13 protein-coding genes are annotated in these 18,366 nt (G+C 34.6%); 6 read left to right on the top strand and 7 right to left on the bottom strand.

The window, feature by feature from the left end:
- Positions 1 to 83 precede the first annotated feature (83 nt).
- From BWZ41_RS06190 to BWZ41_RS06180, 3 genes are all read left to right on the top strand, one after another.
- Positions 84 to 728 carry an alpha/beta hydrolase gene (locus BWZ41_RS06190; protein ID WP_007302063.1) on the top strand — a complete coding sequence of 215 codons (645 nt, stop codon included), beginning with the start codon at positions 84 to 86 and terminating at the stop codon, positions 726 to 728.
- Between the two features lie 5 nt (positions 729 to 733).
- Entirely contained in the window at positions 734 to 1,513 is a 780-nt protein-coding gene (locus BWZ41_RS06185; RefSeq protein ID WP_143689796.1) for an SDR family oxidoreductase, read from the top strand.
- Between the two features lie 91 nt (positions 1,514 to 1,604).
- The gene (locus BWZ41_RS06180) at positions 1,605 to 2,678 is read left to right on the top strand and encodes an ankyrin repeat domain-containing protein (RefSeq protein ID WP_143689795.1); all 1,074 of its coding nucleotides are present in this window, start codon (positions 1,605 to 1,607) and stop codon (positions 2,676 to 2,678) included.
- 222 nt (positions 2,679 to 2,900) lie between these two features.
- On the opposite strand, the gene BWZ41_RS06175 is transcribed toward BWZ41_RS06180, so the two are convergent.
- The 6 genes from BWZ41_RS06175 to BWZ41_RS06150 all read right to left on the bottom strand — a co-directional run bounded on the left by BWZ41_RS06175 (position 2,901) and on the right by BWZ41_RS06150 (position 11,608).
- Positions 2,901 to 5,714 (bottom strand): hypothetical protein, encoded by a 2,814-nt coding sequence (locus BWZ41_RS06175; protein WP_143689794.1) that lies wholly within the window; start codon positions 5,712 to 5,714, stop codon positions 2,901 to 2,903.
- Positions 5,695 to 8,049 (bottom strand): VirB4 family type IV secretion/conjugal transfer ATPase, encoded by a 2,355-nt coding sequence (locus tag BWZ41_RS06170; RefSeq protein WP_143689793.1) that lies wholly within the window; start codon positions 8,047 to 8,049, stop codon positions 5,695 to 5,697. The genes BWZ41_RS06175 and BWZ41_RS06170 overlap by 20 nt, the downstream gene beginning before the upstream one ends.
- Positions 8,050 to 8,100: 51 nt before the next feature.
- The gene (locus tag BWZ41_RS06165) at positions 8,101 to 8,466 is read right to left on the bottom strand and encodes a hypothetical protein (protein WP_063630692.1); all 366 of its coding nucleotides are present in this window, start codon (positions 8,464 to 8,466) and stop codon (positions 8,101 to 8,103) included.
- A 104-nt stretch (positions 8,467 to 8,570) separates the two neighbouring features.
- The gene (locus tag BWZ41_RS06160; RefSeq protein ID WP_143689792.1) at positions 8,571 to 9,953 is read right to left on the bottom strand and encodes a DUF350 domain-containing protein; all 1,383 of its coding nucleotides are present in this window, start codon (positions 9,951 to 9,953) and stop codon (positions 8,571 to 8,573) included.
- Between the two features lie 132 nt (positions 9,954 to 10,085).
- Positions 10,086 to 11,081 (bottom strand): NAD(P)H-dependent flavin oxidoreductase, encoded by a 996-nt coding sequence (locus BWZ41_RS06155; RefSeq protein WP_143689791.1) that lies wholly within the window; start codon positions 11,079 to 11,081, stop codon positions 10,086 to 10,088.
- Between the two features lie 5 nt (positions 11,082 to 11,086).
- Positions 11,087 to 11,608, bottom strand: coding sequence for a cytochrome b (locus BWZ41_RS06150; protein ID WP_143689790.1), 522 nt, complete (start codon positions 11,606 to 11,608; stop codon positions 11,087 to 11,089).
- A 264-nt stretch (positions 11,609 to 11,872) separates the two neighbouring features.
- Between BWZ41_RS06150 and BWZ41_RS06145 the strand changes: the two genes are divergently transcribed.
- Both BWZ41_RS06145 and BWZ41_RS06140 read left to right on the top strand, forming a co-directional pair.
- Positions 11,873 to 13,045, top strand: coding sequence for an NADH-quinone oxidoreductase subunit D (locus BWZ41_RS06145; protein WP_143689789.1), 1,173 nt, complete (start codon positions 11,873 to 11,875; stop codon positions 13,043 to 13,045).
- 358 nt (positions 13,046 to 13,403) lie between these two features.
- Complete coding sequence (locus tag BWZ41_RS06140) at positions 13,404 to 14,168, top strand: hypothetical protein (RefSeq protein ID WP_143689788.1); 765 nt, start codon at positions 13,404 to 13,406, stop codon at positions 14,166 to 14,168.
- A 257-nt stretch (positions 14,169 to 14,425) separates the two neighbouring features.
- Here BWZ41_RS06140 and recJ read toward each other — a convergent pair whose 3' ends face one another.
- Entirely contained in the window at positions 14,426 to 16,165 is a 1,740-nt protein-coding gene (gene recJ / locus BWZ41_RS06135; RefSeq protein ID WP_143689787.1) for a single-stranded-DNA-specific exonuclease RecJ, read from the bottom strand.
- Positions 16,166 to 16,829: 664 nt separating this feature from the next.
- On the opposite strand from recJ, the gene miaB reads away from it, so the two are divergent.
- Entirely contained in the window at positions 16,830 to 18,152 is a 1,323-nt protein-coding gene (miaB, locus tag BWZ41_RS06125; RefSeq protein ID WP_143689786.1) for a tRNA (N6-isopentenyl adenosine(37)-C2)-methylthiotransferase MiaB, read from the top strand.
- Positions 18,153 to 18,366 lie beyond the last annotated feature (214 nt).

Here is an 18,366-nt window from a genome sequence, read left to right as displayed (position 1 = left end):
CATATCAAAGAGCTATAGCAGTAGTGAGGTCTTGTTCCTCAAATTTAGTATTACCGTAAATATAAACATAAAGGGATGAAGAGATGATTGAACTTAAAAGCCAAGAAATTTGTCCAAATGGAAATAAGAAAAATTTGATTATTTTTTTTCATGGTTGGGGTTCAAGTGGCGATAATTTCGCTCACCTTGCTAAAGTTATGAGCAAATTTTTACCCGATTCATGTTTTGTGGTACCGAATGCTCCGTTTGAGAGGGAAATAGGTGATGGTTATCAGTGGTTTAGTTTAGAGGATCGTAGTGAAGAAGCACTATATAATGGGGTGAAAAATGCTGCATCAATTGTAAATCATTTTATTGATACAAAATTAAAGGAGCTTAATTTAAAAGATACTCAGCTTTCTTTAGTTGGATTTTCTCAAGGGGCAATGCTTGCAATGCATGTAGCTCTTACCCGGCTTCAGTCTTGTGCATCGGTTATTGCATATTCTGGTAGGTTTCTTTCACCTTCAAAAATTGCACCGGAGATCAAATCAAAACCCAGCATATGTGTTATTCATGGTGACGCTGATGATGTGGTACCTTTTTCTTCCCTTGATTTAGCGGTTAAAGCTTTGAAAGAAAATGGAGTAAACGCTCAAGGATACCCAATTCATGGATTAGGCCATATTATTAATGAAGAAGGAATAAGGTTAGGGGTTGAGTTTATCAAGAAAAATTTTGGAAATTAATTTCCATGCACTTGTTTTGCTTTGGTTACGGATATGTAGCTAAATTTCTATCGAAAAAATTGCTAAATTTAGGCTGGAAAGTTAACGGTACATCAAGAAATAAAGATATACAACTTTTTGATTATGAAAAGGTTGATCAAGATCTGCTTAAAAGCGTAACACATGTTTTAGTTTCTATTCCTCCAGACGGCGATGATGTTATGGAGAGATACGGTCATTGTCTGGAGAATATTAAATGGCTTGGTTATCTGTCTGCAACTAATGTTTATGGTGACCACTGTGGTAATTGGGTGAATGAGGAATCTGAAACAAAGCCTATAGAAATTAGAGGAGAAAAGCGCCTTGAGTCTGAAAAGAAGTGGCTAAGTAGCAAATTGCCTGTACATATTTTTCGTTTGGCTGGGATATATGGTCCTGGTAGAAATGCGCTAATTGACCTGCAGCTTGGCAAAGCAAGAAATGTGAAAAAAATTTTTTCTCGTGTTCATGTTGAAGATATATCTAATATTTTATTTTCTTCCATGCAAAATATAAAGCCTTATGAGATATACAATTGTGCAGATGATTTACCTGCTACGCAATCTGAAGTGGTCACGTATGCAGCCGAGCTTCTCAATATTAGCCCTCCAGAGCCAGTTGAGATTTCTTCCGTACCAAATTACGCACGGGGTTTTTATTTAGGGTCAAAAAAAGTAATCAATACTAAAATTAAAAAAGACCTTGGTGTCTCTCTAGTTTATCCTGATTACAAGGTGGGTTTAAAGAGTTTGTATATATTAGAATAGAGAAAATAGATTGCCAGATGCAAAAAATTTTTCTTGAATGTTCCTTGTTTTGATGTAGTACCACTAGGCATACTATTATATAGAGGTAAATATGTTCAGCACTCAATCGCTCCCGGTTGAAAATATTCTATTAAATCAAGCCGCTTATAACGGTAACATAAATGAAGTTAGGTTATTACTTAATGTAAAAACTGATATCAATATCAAGGATAAAAAAGGATTTACAGCCTTGCATTTTGCCGTTTGTTCAGGACATTTAGACGTAGTAAAGTTACTAATCAGTAAAGAAGCTAATATTCATGCAAGAACTACTAAAGGCAGTACAGTTTTACACTTTGCTGTTGCAGCTAAAAGCAAAGCTATAGTAGAGGAGTTAATTAAAGCGGGAGCTGATCCCAATATAAAAGACTGTACTGATGGTAAGACACCTTTACATATTGCTGCTCAAAATGGACTTGTAGAAGTTGTAAAGGTGTTACTTAATACTCAAGAAATTGAGATTGATGCTAAAGACAATAAATTTGGTATAACAGCTCTGTACTTAGCCTCTCAGAACGGACATACTGAAATAGTTGAACTATTAATTAGCACAAAAAATGCTGATGTTAACATAGTAGATAAAAAAAATAATGTCACACCCTTGTATCTAGCTGCTCAGAATGGGCATGCAGCAGTAGTTAAGTTGCTTCTTGATAATGGTGCTAAAGTCAATGGCTGTGATACCAGTATGAATCCTTTGTGTGTAGCTATTGATAATGACCATGACGAGGTAGCTCAATTATTACTTAGTGTAGAAGGGGTGGATGTCAATATTGGCAATCAGCTTGGCAATACACCTCTACATATAGCAGCTATGAAAGGTAATGAAAAAATGGCAAGATTACTGCTAGAAAAAGGTGCTGATCCTAATATTAAAAACCTTTCAGGAGATACTTCCTTACAAGCTGCTGAATACATAAGAAAAATTAGCTGGCATGATAATCCTCCAAATGTACAAGAAGGATTCTTAGTGTTAGTTGGCTCGAATGGAATATATTCATTTCAGCAATTTTATGAGCAAAAAAAAATTATGGAGCTTTTGGTACAACATATAAAGGACAGCAGACCTAGCTCATCAGTAGATGAAATTGACGTATCTGTTCAGCAGAGTAGCAAAATAAGATAGGTGAGAAGGCTAATTTGTGACATTGGCGTCCAGTTAAATTTACATGGATTCCAGTGTCACGCACTAGAATGACATCTTCAATTTCTATACAGCTGTGCATCATGCACTGAGATGACATTATGGAAGCTGTGATGACAAGAAAAGAAACACTGGTTTCACATGCATCTGTCTTAGTGATGTAAATTCAACTTTACCCCATTTGCAACAATCAGGGTCCTTTTACTATGATCCTAACAATTCGTTTTCGATTTCTTTTTTAATTGTCTCAATAATCTTTTTATCAAGTTTATTTATTAAGGAATCATTAATACCTGTGATGTCATCTGGATTTTGTATCATTTTTTCAATAGCATCATCTATTTTTTTTACTCTTCCTTTATTAATTTTATCAAATATAGGTTTAATCTTCACATAACCAGGAGCACCTTTACTGTAACTTTTGGTGCTTTTGTTAATACAACCGCCAGCACCGTATTTTTTATTCACATAGTTTTTACTACATTTTTTTACATTTTCATACCCAATCTCACCATTTCTTATGTATGCTATTTTATTATCCTCCCCAGAGTTTAGCTTATCTCCTCTTGTAACTTTTTCTTCTAATTTTAAACTTTCTTCATGAATTATTGTCTCTTTATAATCTATTTTTCCATAGGTTCTGTATGTACCACCACCTGCAACAGTAATTAAATCTTTACAAATTATTTCTGAAGGGTCTTTGCACATTTTTATTAAAGTTGGTCCCCCATCTTTGTTAAATTTATAATCTTCTTGCCCACCACCACCTTCTGTTACTTTTACTTTAATGTAGGGATAATCGGGGTTGATTTTTAGTTTAGCTTTAATGTAATCACCTGGCCTTCCTTGCTTGCTTACAGTAGACCGAGCTTTACCAATTATATGACCAGCTTCACCACCTCCCCATGCTTCTATTTCAACATAATCATACATCGATAAGTCATTTGTATAGCCATCTCCAAGCTCATAAGACTCTTTATTACTCTTTTCAAGCTCCTGCTTCCTACCTTTCAATTGTGCTACTATTATTTCACGCAATCTCTTTTTTAAACCGTCTAAATCGAACCTGCATAATTTATCAGCGTAAAAGACTTCTGTTCTATTTGCTTTAATTGGTTGATCTAACTTCTCTACAGCTCCATTTTTATCCTGTGAAACTCTTAAGTAAAATGGCTTATCATTCTTATCTACATACTGTGTTGAGCGACTACATACTTCATTAAAACAGAGGCAACCATCATCACCTTGCTTACATTCTTTTTTGTGTTTCCCATCTGTTAATTCATATACTATCTTGCATTTGTCACAATTTTGTTTTGTATCTACCTCTTTATCCTCTTTTGCCATGCAATTGTCTCTAGACTTATTTTCAGCAGGAATGGAAATATATCCTTTTTTATTGAATATTATTTCATTCAGTGCATCTTGTGGCTTTGCTAAAACCTCAATTGTTTCGTTACAGGGAAAATAATAAAGCTGATTAGACTCCTTTGAATAAACAGTATTGTATTTATTGTATCTTGCCCCCATTGATTTTAGCGATATTAGCTTACTTTCTTTTTTAAGAGCAAACTCCTCTGGTTCTGGTTGCCACCCAGAAAGGCAGAGCATTTTACTTTTAGAATTTTCTTTATATTTTATTTCTACTTTTGGATATCCTGAGCCATCTAGTTTGCACTTACCATTCTGAAGCTCTTTACATTCTGTTTCAATATCGGGAACATATCCATATTTTTCTAGAACTTCAAATTGCGAATTATTTTTTAATATACCTTCTATTACGCTATCGATGTCGCTTTTACTGTTACTGCTATCAGTTGTTTTTGCCACTATTGCTGGCTTTACTACTTTTAAAGGTAGATGGCCAACATATGTAGGAGAATTTTTATTAACATAAAAAGTACAGATGCCATTACTGTGAGTTCCACGTGCGTCATAAATACAAACGTTCTCACTCATCTTCATTTTTACTTTTAGCGTATTTTCGCCTTTACCCTCATTAGGCTTTGGTATGCTCACTTCTTCAATCTTTGGAGCAGGTGGCGCTGGGAAGCAGCGAGCAGGAAATTGTAATTTTCTTTTGGACTCTTCTCTCTCAGTACCATAATATTCAGTGCAGAGCTGACCTTTTTTTCTATAAGTTTTAAAGTGATGGTGGGTATCTTTATCTGGAATAGAGTATGTAGCACTTTGAATGTTTTTATTACTTGAAATAACGCGTGGAAAAGGTAGCTCTCTTCTTTCTTTCAGCTCACCAATAATGACTCCAACTCTTGGATGGAAATAATCATTTTCTTCATTTGTTATAGGAACAATTCTAACTTGTGGTGGTGACATCGCAAGTTGTTCACAAAATGCAGGTGGGCCAGGTGCAAGTTGCACAGGGGCACACTTTACTTTTGTTTGATAGCATGTATCACAAGCTTTTTCCATCTCTCCAGGACGAAAAATATTTTCCCCAGAAAATACTCTAGAGCCCCATGAAGAAATGCCTGACATACAAGCCCCCTTTTGACTACAAGCGCATATTTTAGGGGCATTAGCAAATTTTACTTTTTCTTCATCAGTAACACCATCTGCCCATTCCCATCCAAGACCTTGGGCAATTTCTCCTCCAGCTTTTGTTTTATCTCCTTCCCAATCTATAAAAGCTGCTGCAGAAACTCCAGCTCCTGTACTCTGCGTTCCATATATCTGGCGGCAGAATGTTCCACTGGATAATATATAACAGTTGTCGTTCCCTTCGTAATCGCAGACCTTAATCTTTGGATCGAAGTAACCTTCTGGTCCCTGATTATTTACTGCTGTAACTTTAATAAATTGCAATAATTTTTCGTCAAAATCTATATTGTTCCAATCAAAGCTAATAATCTTCCAAAAGCCTTTACCTACTTTACTTGCATTTGCCTCAATATCAGTATTACTTTCCACAAAACGCGGACAATCAGCATATCCTTGATAAGAAAGACAAAATATCAAGGAGAATATCAATAAAAAATTAAGCTTTACATTTTTCATAGAACACCGGTAACCACTTACTCACTTTTTCGCCTTTTTCCTTCATCGCCTCATACATATACTTTATCGTCTCTTTATTGGCTGAAAGTACATGTATTTCTTTCATATTCTTCAAATCTAGATTTAAAGTTACTAAACCTTTGTATTGCTTTATCAAAAATAAACCTTCCTGTGTTGGTGTTTGCAAAATGACATTCAGTTCCTCTTTCGACAGAGAAAATGCTTTCATGTATAACCTGTTTGCATTTATGTTCGGCATCAGGATCCTTGTATCGACATGCTTATCTAAATATTGAGTAAACTTGCTAGCAAATGCTAGGTTTAAGTTCTCAGTACTTAGAATTACTACAACGTTTAACTCTGTCATCCTCTGCATCCAATTATCAAACTCTTCCTCTGTAGGAAAAATATTACTTATCTCCCATGCTTCATCCAAAACAAGTATTGCAGGTGAGCCATCACATTTTGCTTCGAAAGAGTATAAGAAATAGTAAAGTATCACGGACATACATTCTTTTTGCTTGGTGAGATTTGCAGTATTGAGGGATATATTTTTTGTTCCCCAGTCAATATCTGACTCATCACCATCTTGGAATAAGTAAGCAAATTCACCATCACCACACCATTTACTTATTTTACCCCCAAGAAGTAAAAGCACTTCAGAAATTTGAGAAATAGAGCGCGATTCTCTTGGTATAGCAAATATAGAATCTACAATTTTTTTTGTCTTTTCTTCTACGTCTACCAAACTTGCATCTGCAACCATCCTTTTGATCAATTCAACAAGCATATTGCGATTAGAAGCACTATCTTCAATGTTCAGTGGGTTAAATTTTAGACTTTTATCTTTATATTTTGGATCAATTATGTAATATTGGCCGCTTACTGCTTTAGTAAATATTATTGATTTTCCAGTATTATCCAATATAACAATCCTAGGGTTAAATTTTCTTGACTCCGAAAGTAAGAAATTGATCAGTGAGGTTCTACCTGAATTTGGAGCTCCAAGTATTGTGGTATGACCATTATTTTTCTTTCCATGAAAGTTAAAAAAGTAAGGACTGCCTTTTTTTGAAAAAAAAACTGTTACTGCTTCTTTCCATCTTCCTCCTTTTAACGTACCTGATGTAAAATCATGCAACATAGCAAAGCTGCAAGCATATTTTTCTAATATATTTTTTGGTTGTGTAACAAAAGCAAAGTTTCCAGGAAGCTGTGCCCAAAAATGATTTTCCATGTGCAGATCAGTTCTAAACATCATCAACCCGATTAATGACATTACAGAGGATAAATCACTGATATTTTTAGCTAACCTATTCTTATCATCTGCAAAGATTGTAACAATAATTTTCTGTTGACAAAAATCCATAGCAGAAATTTTTTCAAGCTCTATTATTTCATTTATTCCTGAGTTTTGAAGTAAGGTATTGTCCTCACTGATTTGCAGTATATTAATTTGTTTTTTAAATTCTTTTACTGCTTTATTATTACTAGTAAATATTATTATTTCTGTGATGATAAGCTCAGAGTCAAGTTGCAAACACCTATCTATATTTTCTAAGGGGATTTCTCGATATTCCTTTATGCAAAAAATAGAACCAAACTTCTGTTGACCTTCAAACGATGTTTGAAATTTATTGAAACCAAAAGCTACTTTTAGGTTTTTCACATGCTGCGATAGATCCCTTTCACATATTGGATAATCTTTGTGCGTTAATGTAATAATGTAATGGAGAAATTCCATCATTTGAGAATATATTTTGCCTTCACTAGATCTAAGGCCCATTTTTTTAGCTCCAAAAGGTTCTAAATCTTTTTGAATCAGGTCAGTTATTTTTTGTAATTCTTGATGATTTTTTTGTAAAAATAACTTGTGCCTATTCTTTATCCCGCCAAAAAAAAATGTATTATTAATATGTTTGCCAAAATCACTAAGTAACACCACAATGTATAGCTCATTTATATACTGTAGTTTACTATCAACTAGTTTATTAAACCACGTTGAGTGTAGCTGATCGGAAAAGTCTGCAGTTTTATTCCACTGTAAGCTCAGTTTATTGCGTGTGCGGACAGTGTGAATCCAAACGGTAAAATATAAACTCTTGATATTTTTTGATATACTTTTTCTAATTTCAGTTCTAAGATCACCATAGTTATCAACTGAAGAATAGTCTTCTAATTTGATTATTTTTAATAATTCCCCCTGTTTTGTTAGTATAGTTTCTTCATCGTAGTGGCAAGCATAAGGGATAAAATCTAAATTAATACTTTCTAGTAACGCTAAATTGTTCTTTTTTTCAGAATTAGAGCTAGTGGCTGGTACTTTTGGTTGCATACAATATCATTCGTATTCAATAAAAAGATAATAAAGAATCATCTATCTTACTTAATCCTTATCTTCTTTTTTGTTATTGGATTGTAACTGTATGTCCTTTGCAAAGTTGAATTTTTCTTTCAGGTAATCTGTTGCCTTTTCTGTGCTTCCAAACATCATGACCAGTACGCCAAACATTATCATGAAAAAAATTAGGCCTCTGAACACTACTGCAAGTATCACTGTAGCTATACATAAACCTATAATTGTTGAGGGACTCATATTTTCTACAGTGTCTTTAACTGAAAATGAAGAAATAAGTTCTTTCAACGTTCCTGGTATATTTTTCAATTCATCACTTGCTTTGCTAGAACATGACATGAAGATAAAACTTAACAGGGCTACAATAGCAAAAACTCTACCCAATTGAATATGCATCAGCTAAATACCTTTAAGATACTCCTCAAATGTAACAATTTTTACATCAATAGGCAAGAACCGAATTCACTTGCTCACCATAAGTAACTCATATTTAACTTTTATCACTGTGTTAGCTCTTTATTATCAACAAGAGGACTCACACTAATGGATGTCAATTTACTTGACAGAATATTTGAACAAAATTCAGCAGCAGCTGCTGTAGCAAACACTGCAGCCACCACAAACAGTCCTGCTCCTACTAATCCTGATGTCATTGCTCCTGCAACAATGCACCCTATTGCTAAGAGAGCAGAACTTGTTACAAGTGCGACGTGAAGATTTTTGTTTTTGATTTTACTATTATTTTCATAATTATTGGATTGCATTGTATCTTTTACCTTACTGCCTGTCACTGAGATCACACAATGAGGCCCTTCTTCAGTCTTCTTATAATATTTAGAAGGGGATCTTCTTCCGCTTGGCCCTTTGGGCCTTGTTTTGTTCGGATGTGCTAATTTTGTTTTTCCTTCATCTTCTAGTTGCAAACCATTATCTTCCTCAGCAGGGTTTAATTTTAAGTGTACACTTTCCTCAGATGAAATTGAAGTTAAGCTGCTCCTTCTGCTACTTGATGCCAAGCCAGATGAATTTATTCCACTATCTGAGTCATTGCCACTACTGAGTTTAGAAGTATTTGCACCGCTTGGCACTTCTACAGCATTCACAGTTATGTTAGGCTTTTCATTTTTTAAATCTTTACTATCAATCGAAAGATCAGATTGACTACTCAATTGTGATTGTGCGATCTCCTTTCTTTCTTGCAGTTGTTTTGATATAAGAGCTGTTGAAGCATCATAACGATCTAAACTTCTCAAGGGATTATATATTCCAGGGGTTCCTTTTCCACTTACACCCTTAGCTAAAGAATCGCTTTCTAGAGCATTAACAACCGAATTTTCAGCAATTACAACTTCACTAGGAAAATTTTTTTTCTTAAATAATCCTATAGCATTATCTTGTCTATCTGTTTGATGACTTTTTTGATTTTGAATAGTGCTACTAGAATGATCTTTATTGTTGCTCTTTTTAGTAATCTCTGAAATTATTTTTAATATTTTTCCTTTTATTGTTGGTGATTTTTGTGATGATTTTTCTTCGTTGTTAAGTACTGAAGGTTTCATTAATTCCTCTGACTCTATCACTTTTGTTTTCAATGCTGGAAGGAAGTTGTCAATATAATATTTATAATATTCTTCTTGTTTTCTCAATGACTTTTCTAATTCAATTAATACGTTGGGATCAGCTCCTTTGTTGAACAACTCTATGCATTTTGCGATAGTTCCATCTCCCTTTTTTAGATTTTCATGATTATGTGTTTTTTTTGTGACCTTTTTGTATATATTGGTGAACAGTTTACGATCTTCTTCATTACTCAAAGATTGAATAAGCTCTTCTATTTGATAAGGTAAATCATTACTTCTAGATTTTTTTAAAGTACCTAGCATAACATTCCTCTCATACAAATAAAATGTATGAATACCTCTTTAGCGTTAATTTTACATTAAAACTGGGCAGTTATGCCTTATTGCGGATAATTATAGCAATTTGCTAACTATTTTCTTTGCTGATTACTGATTTTACATTTCAACATAATTGCTTGCCTGTTGAACTAGCATATCTATCACTTCTTTTACAGGCTTTTCTCTATCAACCATGCCAACACTTTGACCGGCCATTAAAGATCCTGTTTCAATGTCCCCTTCAATTACAGATCTTCTTAAAGCACCAGCCCAGAACTTCTCTATTTCAAGTTGCCCCTCTTCTTTTGAGATTTCTCCATTTTGATATTTATCGATAATATCTCTTTGATGCTTCATAAAATCGTCACTTGCTTTGTTAGCTATAGCCCTTACTGGAATTACAGGGAAATCAGCACTGATCTGTATAGAAGATACTGCATTACGCGCAGCTGATTTGATAAACACTTCTTTAAAATTTTTATGAGCGATTGACTCATTCGTGCAGACAAATAATGTACCTATTTGACAGCCACTTGCTCCCATCTCTAGGTAGTTCATTATCATTTCGCCTCTTCCTATTCCACCTGCAACAAAAATTGGTGTTTTCTCATTTTTAAAATAAGGTAGTATCTCTTGTGCGAGAACAGAAGTGCTAACAGGACCGATATGTCCTCCTGCTTCCATCCCTTCTATTATCAATGCATCTACTCCCATTTTTACTAACCTTTCCGCAAGGCTTAATGCTGGTGCAAAGCACATAACTTTAATACCTGCATTCTTGATTTTTTCTATATTAGGTTTTTTTGGTAATCCACCAGCGAGAACTATGTGGCTTACTTTTGTTTCAATGCATATATCTATTAACTCACTCAAATTTGGGTGCATAGTAATTAGGTTTACACCAAATGGCTTATGAGTTAATTTTTGTGTTTCTATGATTTCTTTTTTCAATAAGTCTGGAAACATTGCGCCACATGCAATTACGCCAAAACCACCGGCATTTGAAATTGCTGAAACTAAATTTCTCTCTGAAACCCAGCTCATAGCGCCACCCATTATGGCAAACTCACTACCGAGAAAATCTGTTCCTTTTTTCCAGAGGCTATTTAACATATAACCTATATCATACGTTTAAAAATATTTTGTTTATCTATGAATGTGTGTTTCAAAGCGCCAAGTATATGTAAGATTATAAAGAGTACCATAAAATACGCAAGTATCGAATGTAGCTGATTAGCTGCACTAGCTAGCTCTTTGTTTTCATTGATTAACAAGGGGATATGAAAAAAATATTTGATTTCTTTGCTAGAAGCAGAAGACATGACATAACCAGATAGTGGCATTAGCACCATCAAAGCATATAAACAAAAGTGTATCGTTTTGCTCGCATTGATTATGAATCGAGAAAAATTGGCTGGTAATGGAGGAACATAAGTAAAGACGCGAAAAAATATGCGTACTATAATTAGTCCAAGAACAGTGATACCGCAAGCCTTATGAATAGCGTATATGCTAAATTTAATTTCACTGCTAATCGGCAAACTTTTCATGTACAGCCCAGAACAAAGCATGCCAATGATTAAAGCAGACATTAACCAATGAATGATCCTTAAACCTAAACTATATTTATTGTCTTTCATTAATTTTGATTACTCTAAAGTAGAATTTATATAGTAAAAAAACTATTTCTCAATCAAAATTACCTATACATAATTTCGCTGTCTTAATCAACATAAGTATAATAATTGTACGTGCAACATAAACATTGTCTATCAGATCATAAGTAGGTGATGAAGTTTGTAAGGAGTTTTTCTATTGTAACGATAGTTATGCCGGTGCAAGAAGCCTATTGACTTTAAGCACATTTTACCCTATACAATTTCAATACCTTAAACTACCAAAGCATGCCTGATCTAAAGACAATGATGTTAAACTTTGGTCCTCAGCATCCAGCTGCACATGGGGTGCTACGCCTTGTTTTAGAGATGGATGGTGAAGTGATCAAGAGAGCAGACCCCCATATTGGGCTTTTGCACCGTGGCACTGAAAAATTGATAGAGCATAAAACATATCTTCAAGCTTTGCCTTATTTTGACCGTCTTGATTATGTGTCACCAATGTCACAAGAGCATGCATATTCGTTATGTGTAGAGAAATTATTGCAGTGCGAAGTTCCGATTAGGGCAAAATATTTGCGTGTTCTATTTTGTGAGCTGACAAGAATACTAAATCATTTACTAAATATCTCTTCCCAAGCACTTGATGTTGGGGCAATGACTCCTCTCTTATGGCTCTTTGAAGAGAGAGAAAAAATACTCGAGTTCTATGAAAGGGCCTCAGGTGCAAGATTTCACGCAGCTTATATAAGGCCAGGTGGACTTGCAGCAGATATCCCAGAAGGTTTGATTGAAGATATTGCAAAATTTATAGAGCAATTTCCAAAGTATATAGATGATGTTGATGATCTTCTGACAGAAAATAGGATATGGAAGCAACGCACTGTAGGAATTAGTGAAATATCAATAAAACAGGCGCTTGATTGGGGCTTTAGTGGACCAATGTTGCGCGCTGCTGGGCTTGCTTGGGATCTGCGAAAAAGCCAGCCATACGAGATATATGACCAATTAGATTTCGATATACCAATTGGCCAAAATGGTGACTGTTATGATCGTTATTTAGTAAGAATGGCAGAGATTAGGCAGTCTGTTAGCTTGGTGAAGCAATGCATAGAGAAAATCCCTGAAGGGCCAATAAAAACTGAAGATAGAAAAATCTCTCCACCGCCAAGAGCGGAAATGAAAGAATCCATGGAAGCTATGATTCATCATTTTAAGCTTTATTCAGAAGGATATCACGTGCCAGAGGGTGAGGCTTACGTAGCTGTTGAGGCACCAAAAGGCGAGTTTGGAGTATACATAGTTTCAGATGGTACCAATAGACCTTACAGATGCCGAATAAGAGCACCTGGCTTTGCGCATTTACAGGCCTTAGATTTCATGGCAAAAGGACACATGCTTGCTGACATTGCAGCAATTATCGGTTCACTCGACATAGTCTTTGGTGAGATTGATAGATAAAGTATTCGCAATTTCATATTCATTACATATTAACTTTCACCCTCTATATTGCACCTAAATAATTTATGAGAGGCTAATATGAGTTTTTTTTATTGATGAAATAAATCTTTTTTCAAGTATAGACCTTTTTAAAGTCAAACCAGACTATCAAGCAAGAGATGATATTGAAACTAAAATAAGCGCAATTCTTCCATCTAAACATACAATTAATGTTGAAGGAAGTGATATTAAAGTAGAGTTATTTCATTCAGATATCACTGATGCACAACTAGAAGAAATTGAAAAAGTTATAAATGACACTTTTAAACTATGTCAGAAATATAAAATTGTTCCAAACAATACAGATTTTAACTTCCGTATGTTTCTGTTTGAAGATAGTAGTCAATACAATAATGTACGTAAAGTATATTTAGGAAGGGAGGAAGATACATCGGACGAGATGGGACTTACTATTAGTAAACTAAGTGAACCATTTGCACTTCCTGATGTGTTAATGAAGTTTCTTCCCTCGTCTGAAATTAACTATCTTACTCTCTCTCATGAGTTTGTACACTGTATGCAAGAGATGACAAAGCATAAAGATTTACCTCCGTTAAAATTGCTGGAAGAGGGTACTGCAATGGGAATTTCATGTGAGCTCTTAGATGAAAATGTATGCAATACTCCATGTCAAAAAGGAATAATGGATGGTATTAAGACAGTCTTTGCTAAAGATATACGTTTTATAAATAATTCCCCATCTGATCTCACGGAAAGTGACAATTATTCAGTTGGGTTAGTAATGTTCAATTTTCTTCAAGATCAGCATCCTGAAATTATCAGCAAAATTTATGAGAATTACTTAACAGGAGGTACTGCTAAACTTACTAATATGTGGCAAAGGTTACACTGCATTGATTCAGAATTTCGATATTGGTTGCTTGGCACTACTGCAAAGAAAATACGTAGTCAAGATAAAATAAACTATGATCTAGAAAAAGAAATACTTCGTGATATTGAAGAGCATTCTTGTACACAAAATCCTGAATTTAAAAATATAGTGGATAAACTTTCTAAAATGTATAGCGGAACTCATGAAACATTAGAGTGGGCAGAACAGATCCTTGAAACTTATTTCATTTAATAGAAAGACTTCTAAACTTGATGTTACCTTGAGTTAAACTTTATAGATTTACAAAAGGTTAAAGGATAGAAAAAATGAGCAAAGCTGACAAGCATTTTTTATGTTAGCTCTGCTCATAGGAGCTTATCAAAAAAAAGCTAAGATAGGTCCATTTTCACTAATTTTTCCTATGAATTCATCGTCCATGATTTTTAGCTTTTACGATGAACACCTTGGACGTTAAGATGCTTAGTAACAGGATTTGCTTGTGAGATATGTTAATTACGTGTTAGCACATCTTCTATTAAAAACTGCACAAATTCATTGCCATTCCAGTAATTCATAGAGATTTTACCCAAAATGGCTTTAACATTACCCTGCATAATAGCAGAGCCAAGCTCAGTATTTGCACAGCGAAACGCAATAGCTTTGACCATAACATTATCGTCAGCAATAAAACATTTTATATGATCAACTCCTATAACTTCCGGCTTTCTTATCTTTGCTCCTTGGATGATAAATCTCGGTTCAGGATTGCCAACACCAAATGGCTCTAAGCGTTGCAATTGATTCCACAGGGATAAGTTTATTGCTTTAGCTGTTACTATACCATCAGCTTTTATGATTTTGTCATTTGTAGAGTTTGCAAATCTTTCAGTAAAAAAATCATGTAGATCACTTATTTTGTCTTCCTTAATCGAAAATCCCGCTGCCATACTGTGACCGCCACCTTCAATGATTAGGTTGGTAAATTTTGCAGAAAGAACCGCAGCACCAATATCTACTCCAGAAATTGACCTGCAACTTGCTTTTCCTATTCCATTGTTTAAAGATATCACTATTGTTGGTAGGTGAAACTGCTCCTTTAGTCTTGATGCAATGATACCAATTATTCCTTGATGCCAATTGCCACTTACCATTATAAAATTTACACCTAATAAGGTAAATTTTTCTGCCTGTGTTGTAGCTTCTAAGAGAGCCTCATTTTCTAACACTTTTCTTGCATTATTTAAATCTATTAATTTTAGCGCGATTGAATGCGCCTCTTCTTCATCATCGCTGGAGAGCAACCTTGCACCGAGTGATGCTTCTCCAATTCTTCCTCCGGCATTTATACATGGCCCAATATTAAACCCTAACCGTGAATCACTTGGTTTTTCAAGGATTCCCAAAGCGTCAAACAAAACACGTAAGCCAACATTTTTTCTTGCTGACATAACTTTTAATCCTTGTAAAACAAAAGCCCTATTTAGGCCTGTGATCTGCATAACATCGCAAACAGTTCCAAGTGCAACAAGGTCCAGTAGATCAAATAAATCTGGTTCTTTTTTGTTGGTAAAAAATCCTTGCTCACGTAGGCTTCTGTTAAGGGCAACAATTAGCAGAAATGATACTCCAACTGCTGCAAGATTAGTATAAGGAGAACTCTCATCAAGGCGGTTGGGATTAACAACTGCTACAGCACTTGGTAATTTTTCTATACCAAGGTGATGATCGACAACTATAATATCAAGTCCAAAAACCCTTGCCTCTTCTATTGGTTGATATGCAAGCGTACCGCAATCAACAGAAATACATAAATCAATACCATTCTTTTTAAGTTGTAATAAAGCATCTGTGTTCAATCCATAGCCCTCATCAACACGATCTGGAATATAGATTATAGAGTGTGTCCCAATCGCTCTTAGGTACCTATTAATCAATGCTGATGACGTTGCGCCATCAACATCATAGTCACCAAATACTGCAATATTTTTATTATTGTTTATTGCTTTTATTATGCGAGAAACAGCTTTATCCATATCAAGGAGGTGAAAGGGATCTGGTAATAGCGATCTGATTAGTGGATGTAAGAAGTCATGTGCATTTTCGATGTTAACACCACGAGCAACTAATATTCTTGCTAATATTTCTGGCAACTCAAATCTCTGTATAAGAGTTAAAATTTCCCTTTGATCTGCTTCTTGTAACTTCCACAGTGCATTTGTTATACTGCGTTTTTCAATATCAAGTAGCATATCCTTTGTAAATAAAACTACTTTACCAGAACTTTTAAGCTTGTTCTATAATTGTATTAGACTTCTGCGTAACCTAAAGAAAGATATAGGAGGGTGTCACCCGAAAGGAATCACATTTATTTTGACAAAGAGCATCTACAAAATCTGATACTTCTTCTTACATAACATGCTCTTTAATTAGTATTATATCTATATTAGCATATAAGTGTGAATATTATATTAGTGTAATTACTTTTTAGGTATGCATGGCAAATTTATGCCTGGAAATGGTTTTTAATTACTCGAACCTTTTCTACCTTTATTTTATATTCTTTAAAGTATTTCTATTTTTTACACTTTTTTATAAAAGCAATAGGCGCCTATTGTTTTTTTTAACTTAAAAATAAAAGTTAAGTATCTGGAATTCTAGACATAAAATCCTCCTGAAGATTAGAAAAAAATGCAGCGCACATACAACAGAATTTGAACGTGTGCTGAAGAATACGTTTTTTGTTGAAAAATTGACTGAAAAGTCTGCAGACGAAGATAGATTTTGAGCTCTTAAAATATCTCTGCTGTTGTAATAAGGAAAGCGAGAAGGTTTGTCAAGCAATCTTTATTGGCTGTTGTACTAGAATCCAGTTTTTCGTATAATTTGCTAGAATTTGTGTGAAGAATTTTAAATATGAAAGGCCTATACATTAAAACTTACGGCTGTCAGATGAACGTTTATGACTCTGTTTTAATGGAGAATATAGTTAAGCCTCTAGGGTTCAGTGTTGTAAGTGATGCAGAAAAAGCTGATTTGGTGATATTAAATACTTGTCATATTAGAGAGAAGGCAGCAGAAAAGCTTTACTCAGAGCTTGGAAGGATTCATTCATCACAAAAAAATAAAGAAATGACCATAGTGGTGGCTGGGTGTGTAGCACAAGCAGAAGGAGAAGAAGTGTTCAGAAGGGCTCCTTTTGTTGATATTGTTGTTGGTCCGCAGAGTATTGCTGCTTTACCGGAGTTGATAGTCAAAGCAAGTAGAAGTAAAGGTCATGTAATAAATACTGATTTTCCTGAAGTTGCGAAGTTTGATAAATTGCCAGACGAATGTTATGGTAATAATCAAGGGTCTTCTTCGTTTCTTGCTATACAAGAAGGTTGTGATAAATTTTGTACGTTTTGTGTGGTGCCTTACACTCGCGGGGCTGAGTATTCACGACCAGTAAATGAAATATTCCGCGAAACATTGAAGTTAGTTGTAAATGGAGCAAAGGAAATTACTTTGCTTGGTCAGAACGTCAATGCTTATCATGGGGAGTGCGAAGGAGAAGTGTGGGATTTAGGAAAATTAATTAGTTACATTGCTAAAATTGAGAAGCTAGAGAGGATTCGTTATACAACTTCTCATCCAAGAGATATGCATGAATCTCTCTACTTGGCACATGCGGAGGAATCAAAACTCATGCCGTTTGTTCATCTACCTGTGCAATCAGGTTCGAATAAAATATTGCACGCAATGAACAGAAAGCATACGGCAGAGGAGTATTTGGAAATAATAGACAGATTGTGCAAATTGAAACCTAAAATTGAATTTTGTTCTGATTTTATCGTTGGTTTTCCTGGAGAAACTGAAAAAGATTTTGAAGAAACTATGAAATTAGTAGAAAAAGTAAAATATGCTCAGGCTTATAGTTTTAAATATAGCCCAAGACCAGGTACACCGGGAGCAGAAAGAAAAGATCAAGTAACAGAAGAGGTTAAAACAGAGCGCCTTCTTCGATTACAGGAATTAATTAGCAAGCAACAACTTGAATTTAATCAGAGTATGGTGGGGAAAACTATTCCTGTTTTGTTCAGCGATAAAAAAGGTAAACACCACAATCAAATTATTGGTAAAAGCACGTATATGCAATCAGTATGCGTTGATGACCCTGATGATGAATACAAAGATAAAATAGTAAATGTAAGGATATTGGAAGCTCGGCAAAATAGTTTATTGGGATGCGCTGTCTAATAGAAGATGGTTTCTATGAAGAAAAAACGCTTCTATGTTGCTATTGTTTAAAGTTTTTCAGTTACTTAAGCTAATAATACTCAAAGAGCTATATTCCTTTATTCTACAAGTGCAAGAGGCCTTATCTATATAACTTCCAGGACTATTAGCTGTTTTTGGTCCCCATTTAAGGTGTGACTTTTTAATCTCTCCAGAATCATTGTATTCATAAAAA

This window comes from Wolbachia endosymbiont of Nilaparvata lugens (assembly GCF_007115045.1).
Lineage (GTDB): Bacteria > Pseudomonadota > Alphaproteobacteria > Rickettsiales > Anaplasmataceae > Wolbachia.
This window is presented reverse-complemented; position numbering and strand designations above follow the sequence as displayed.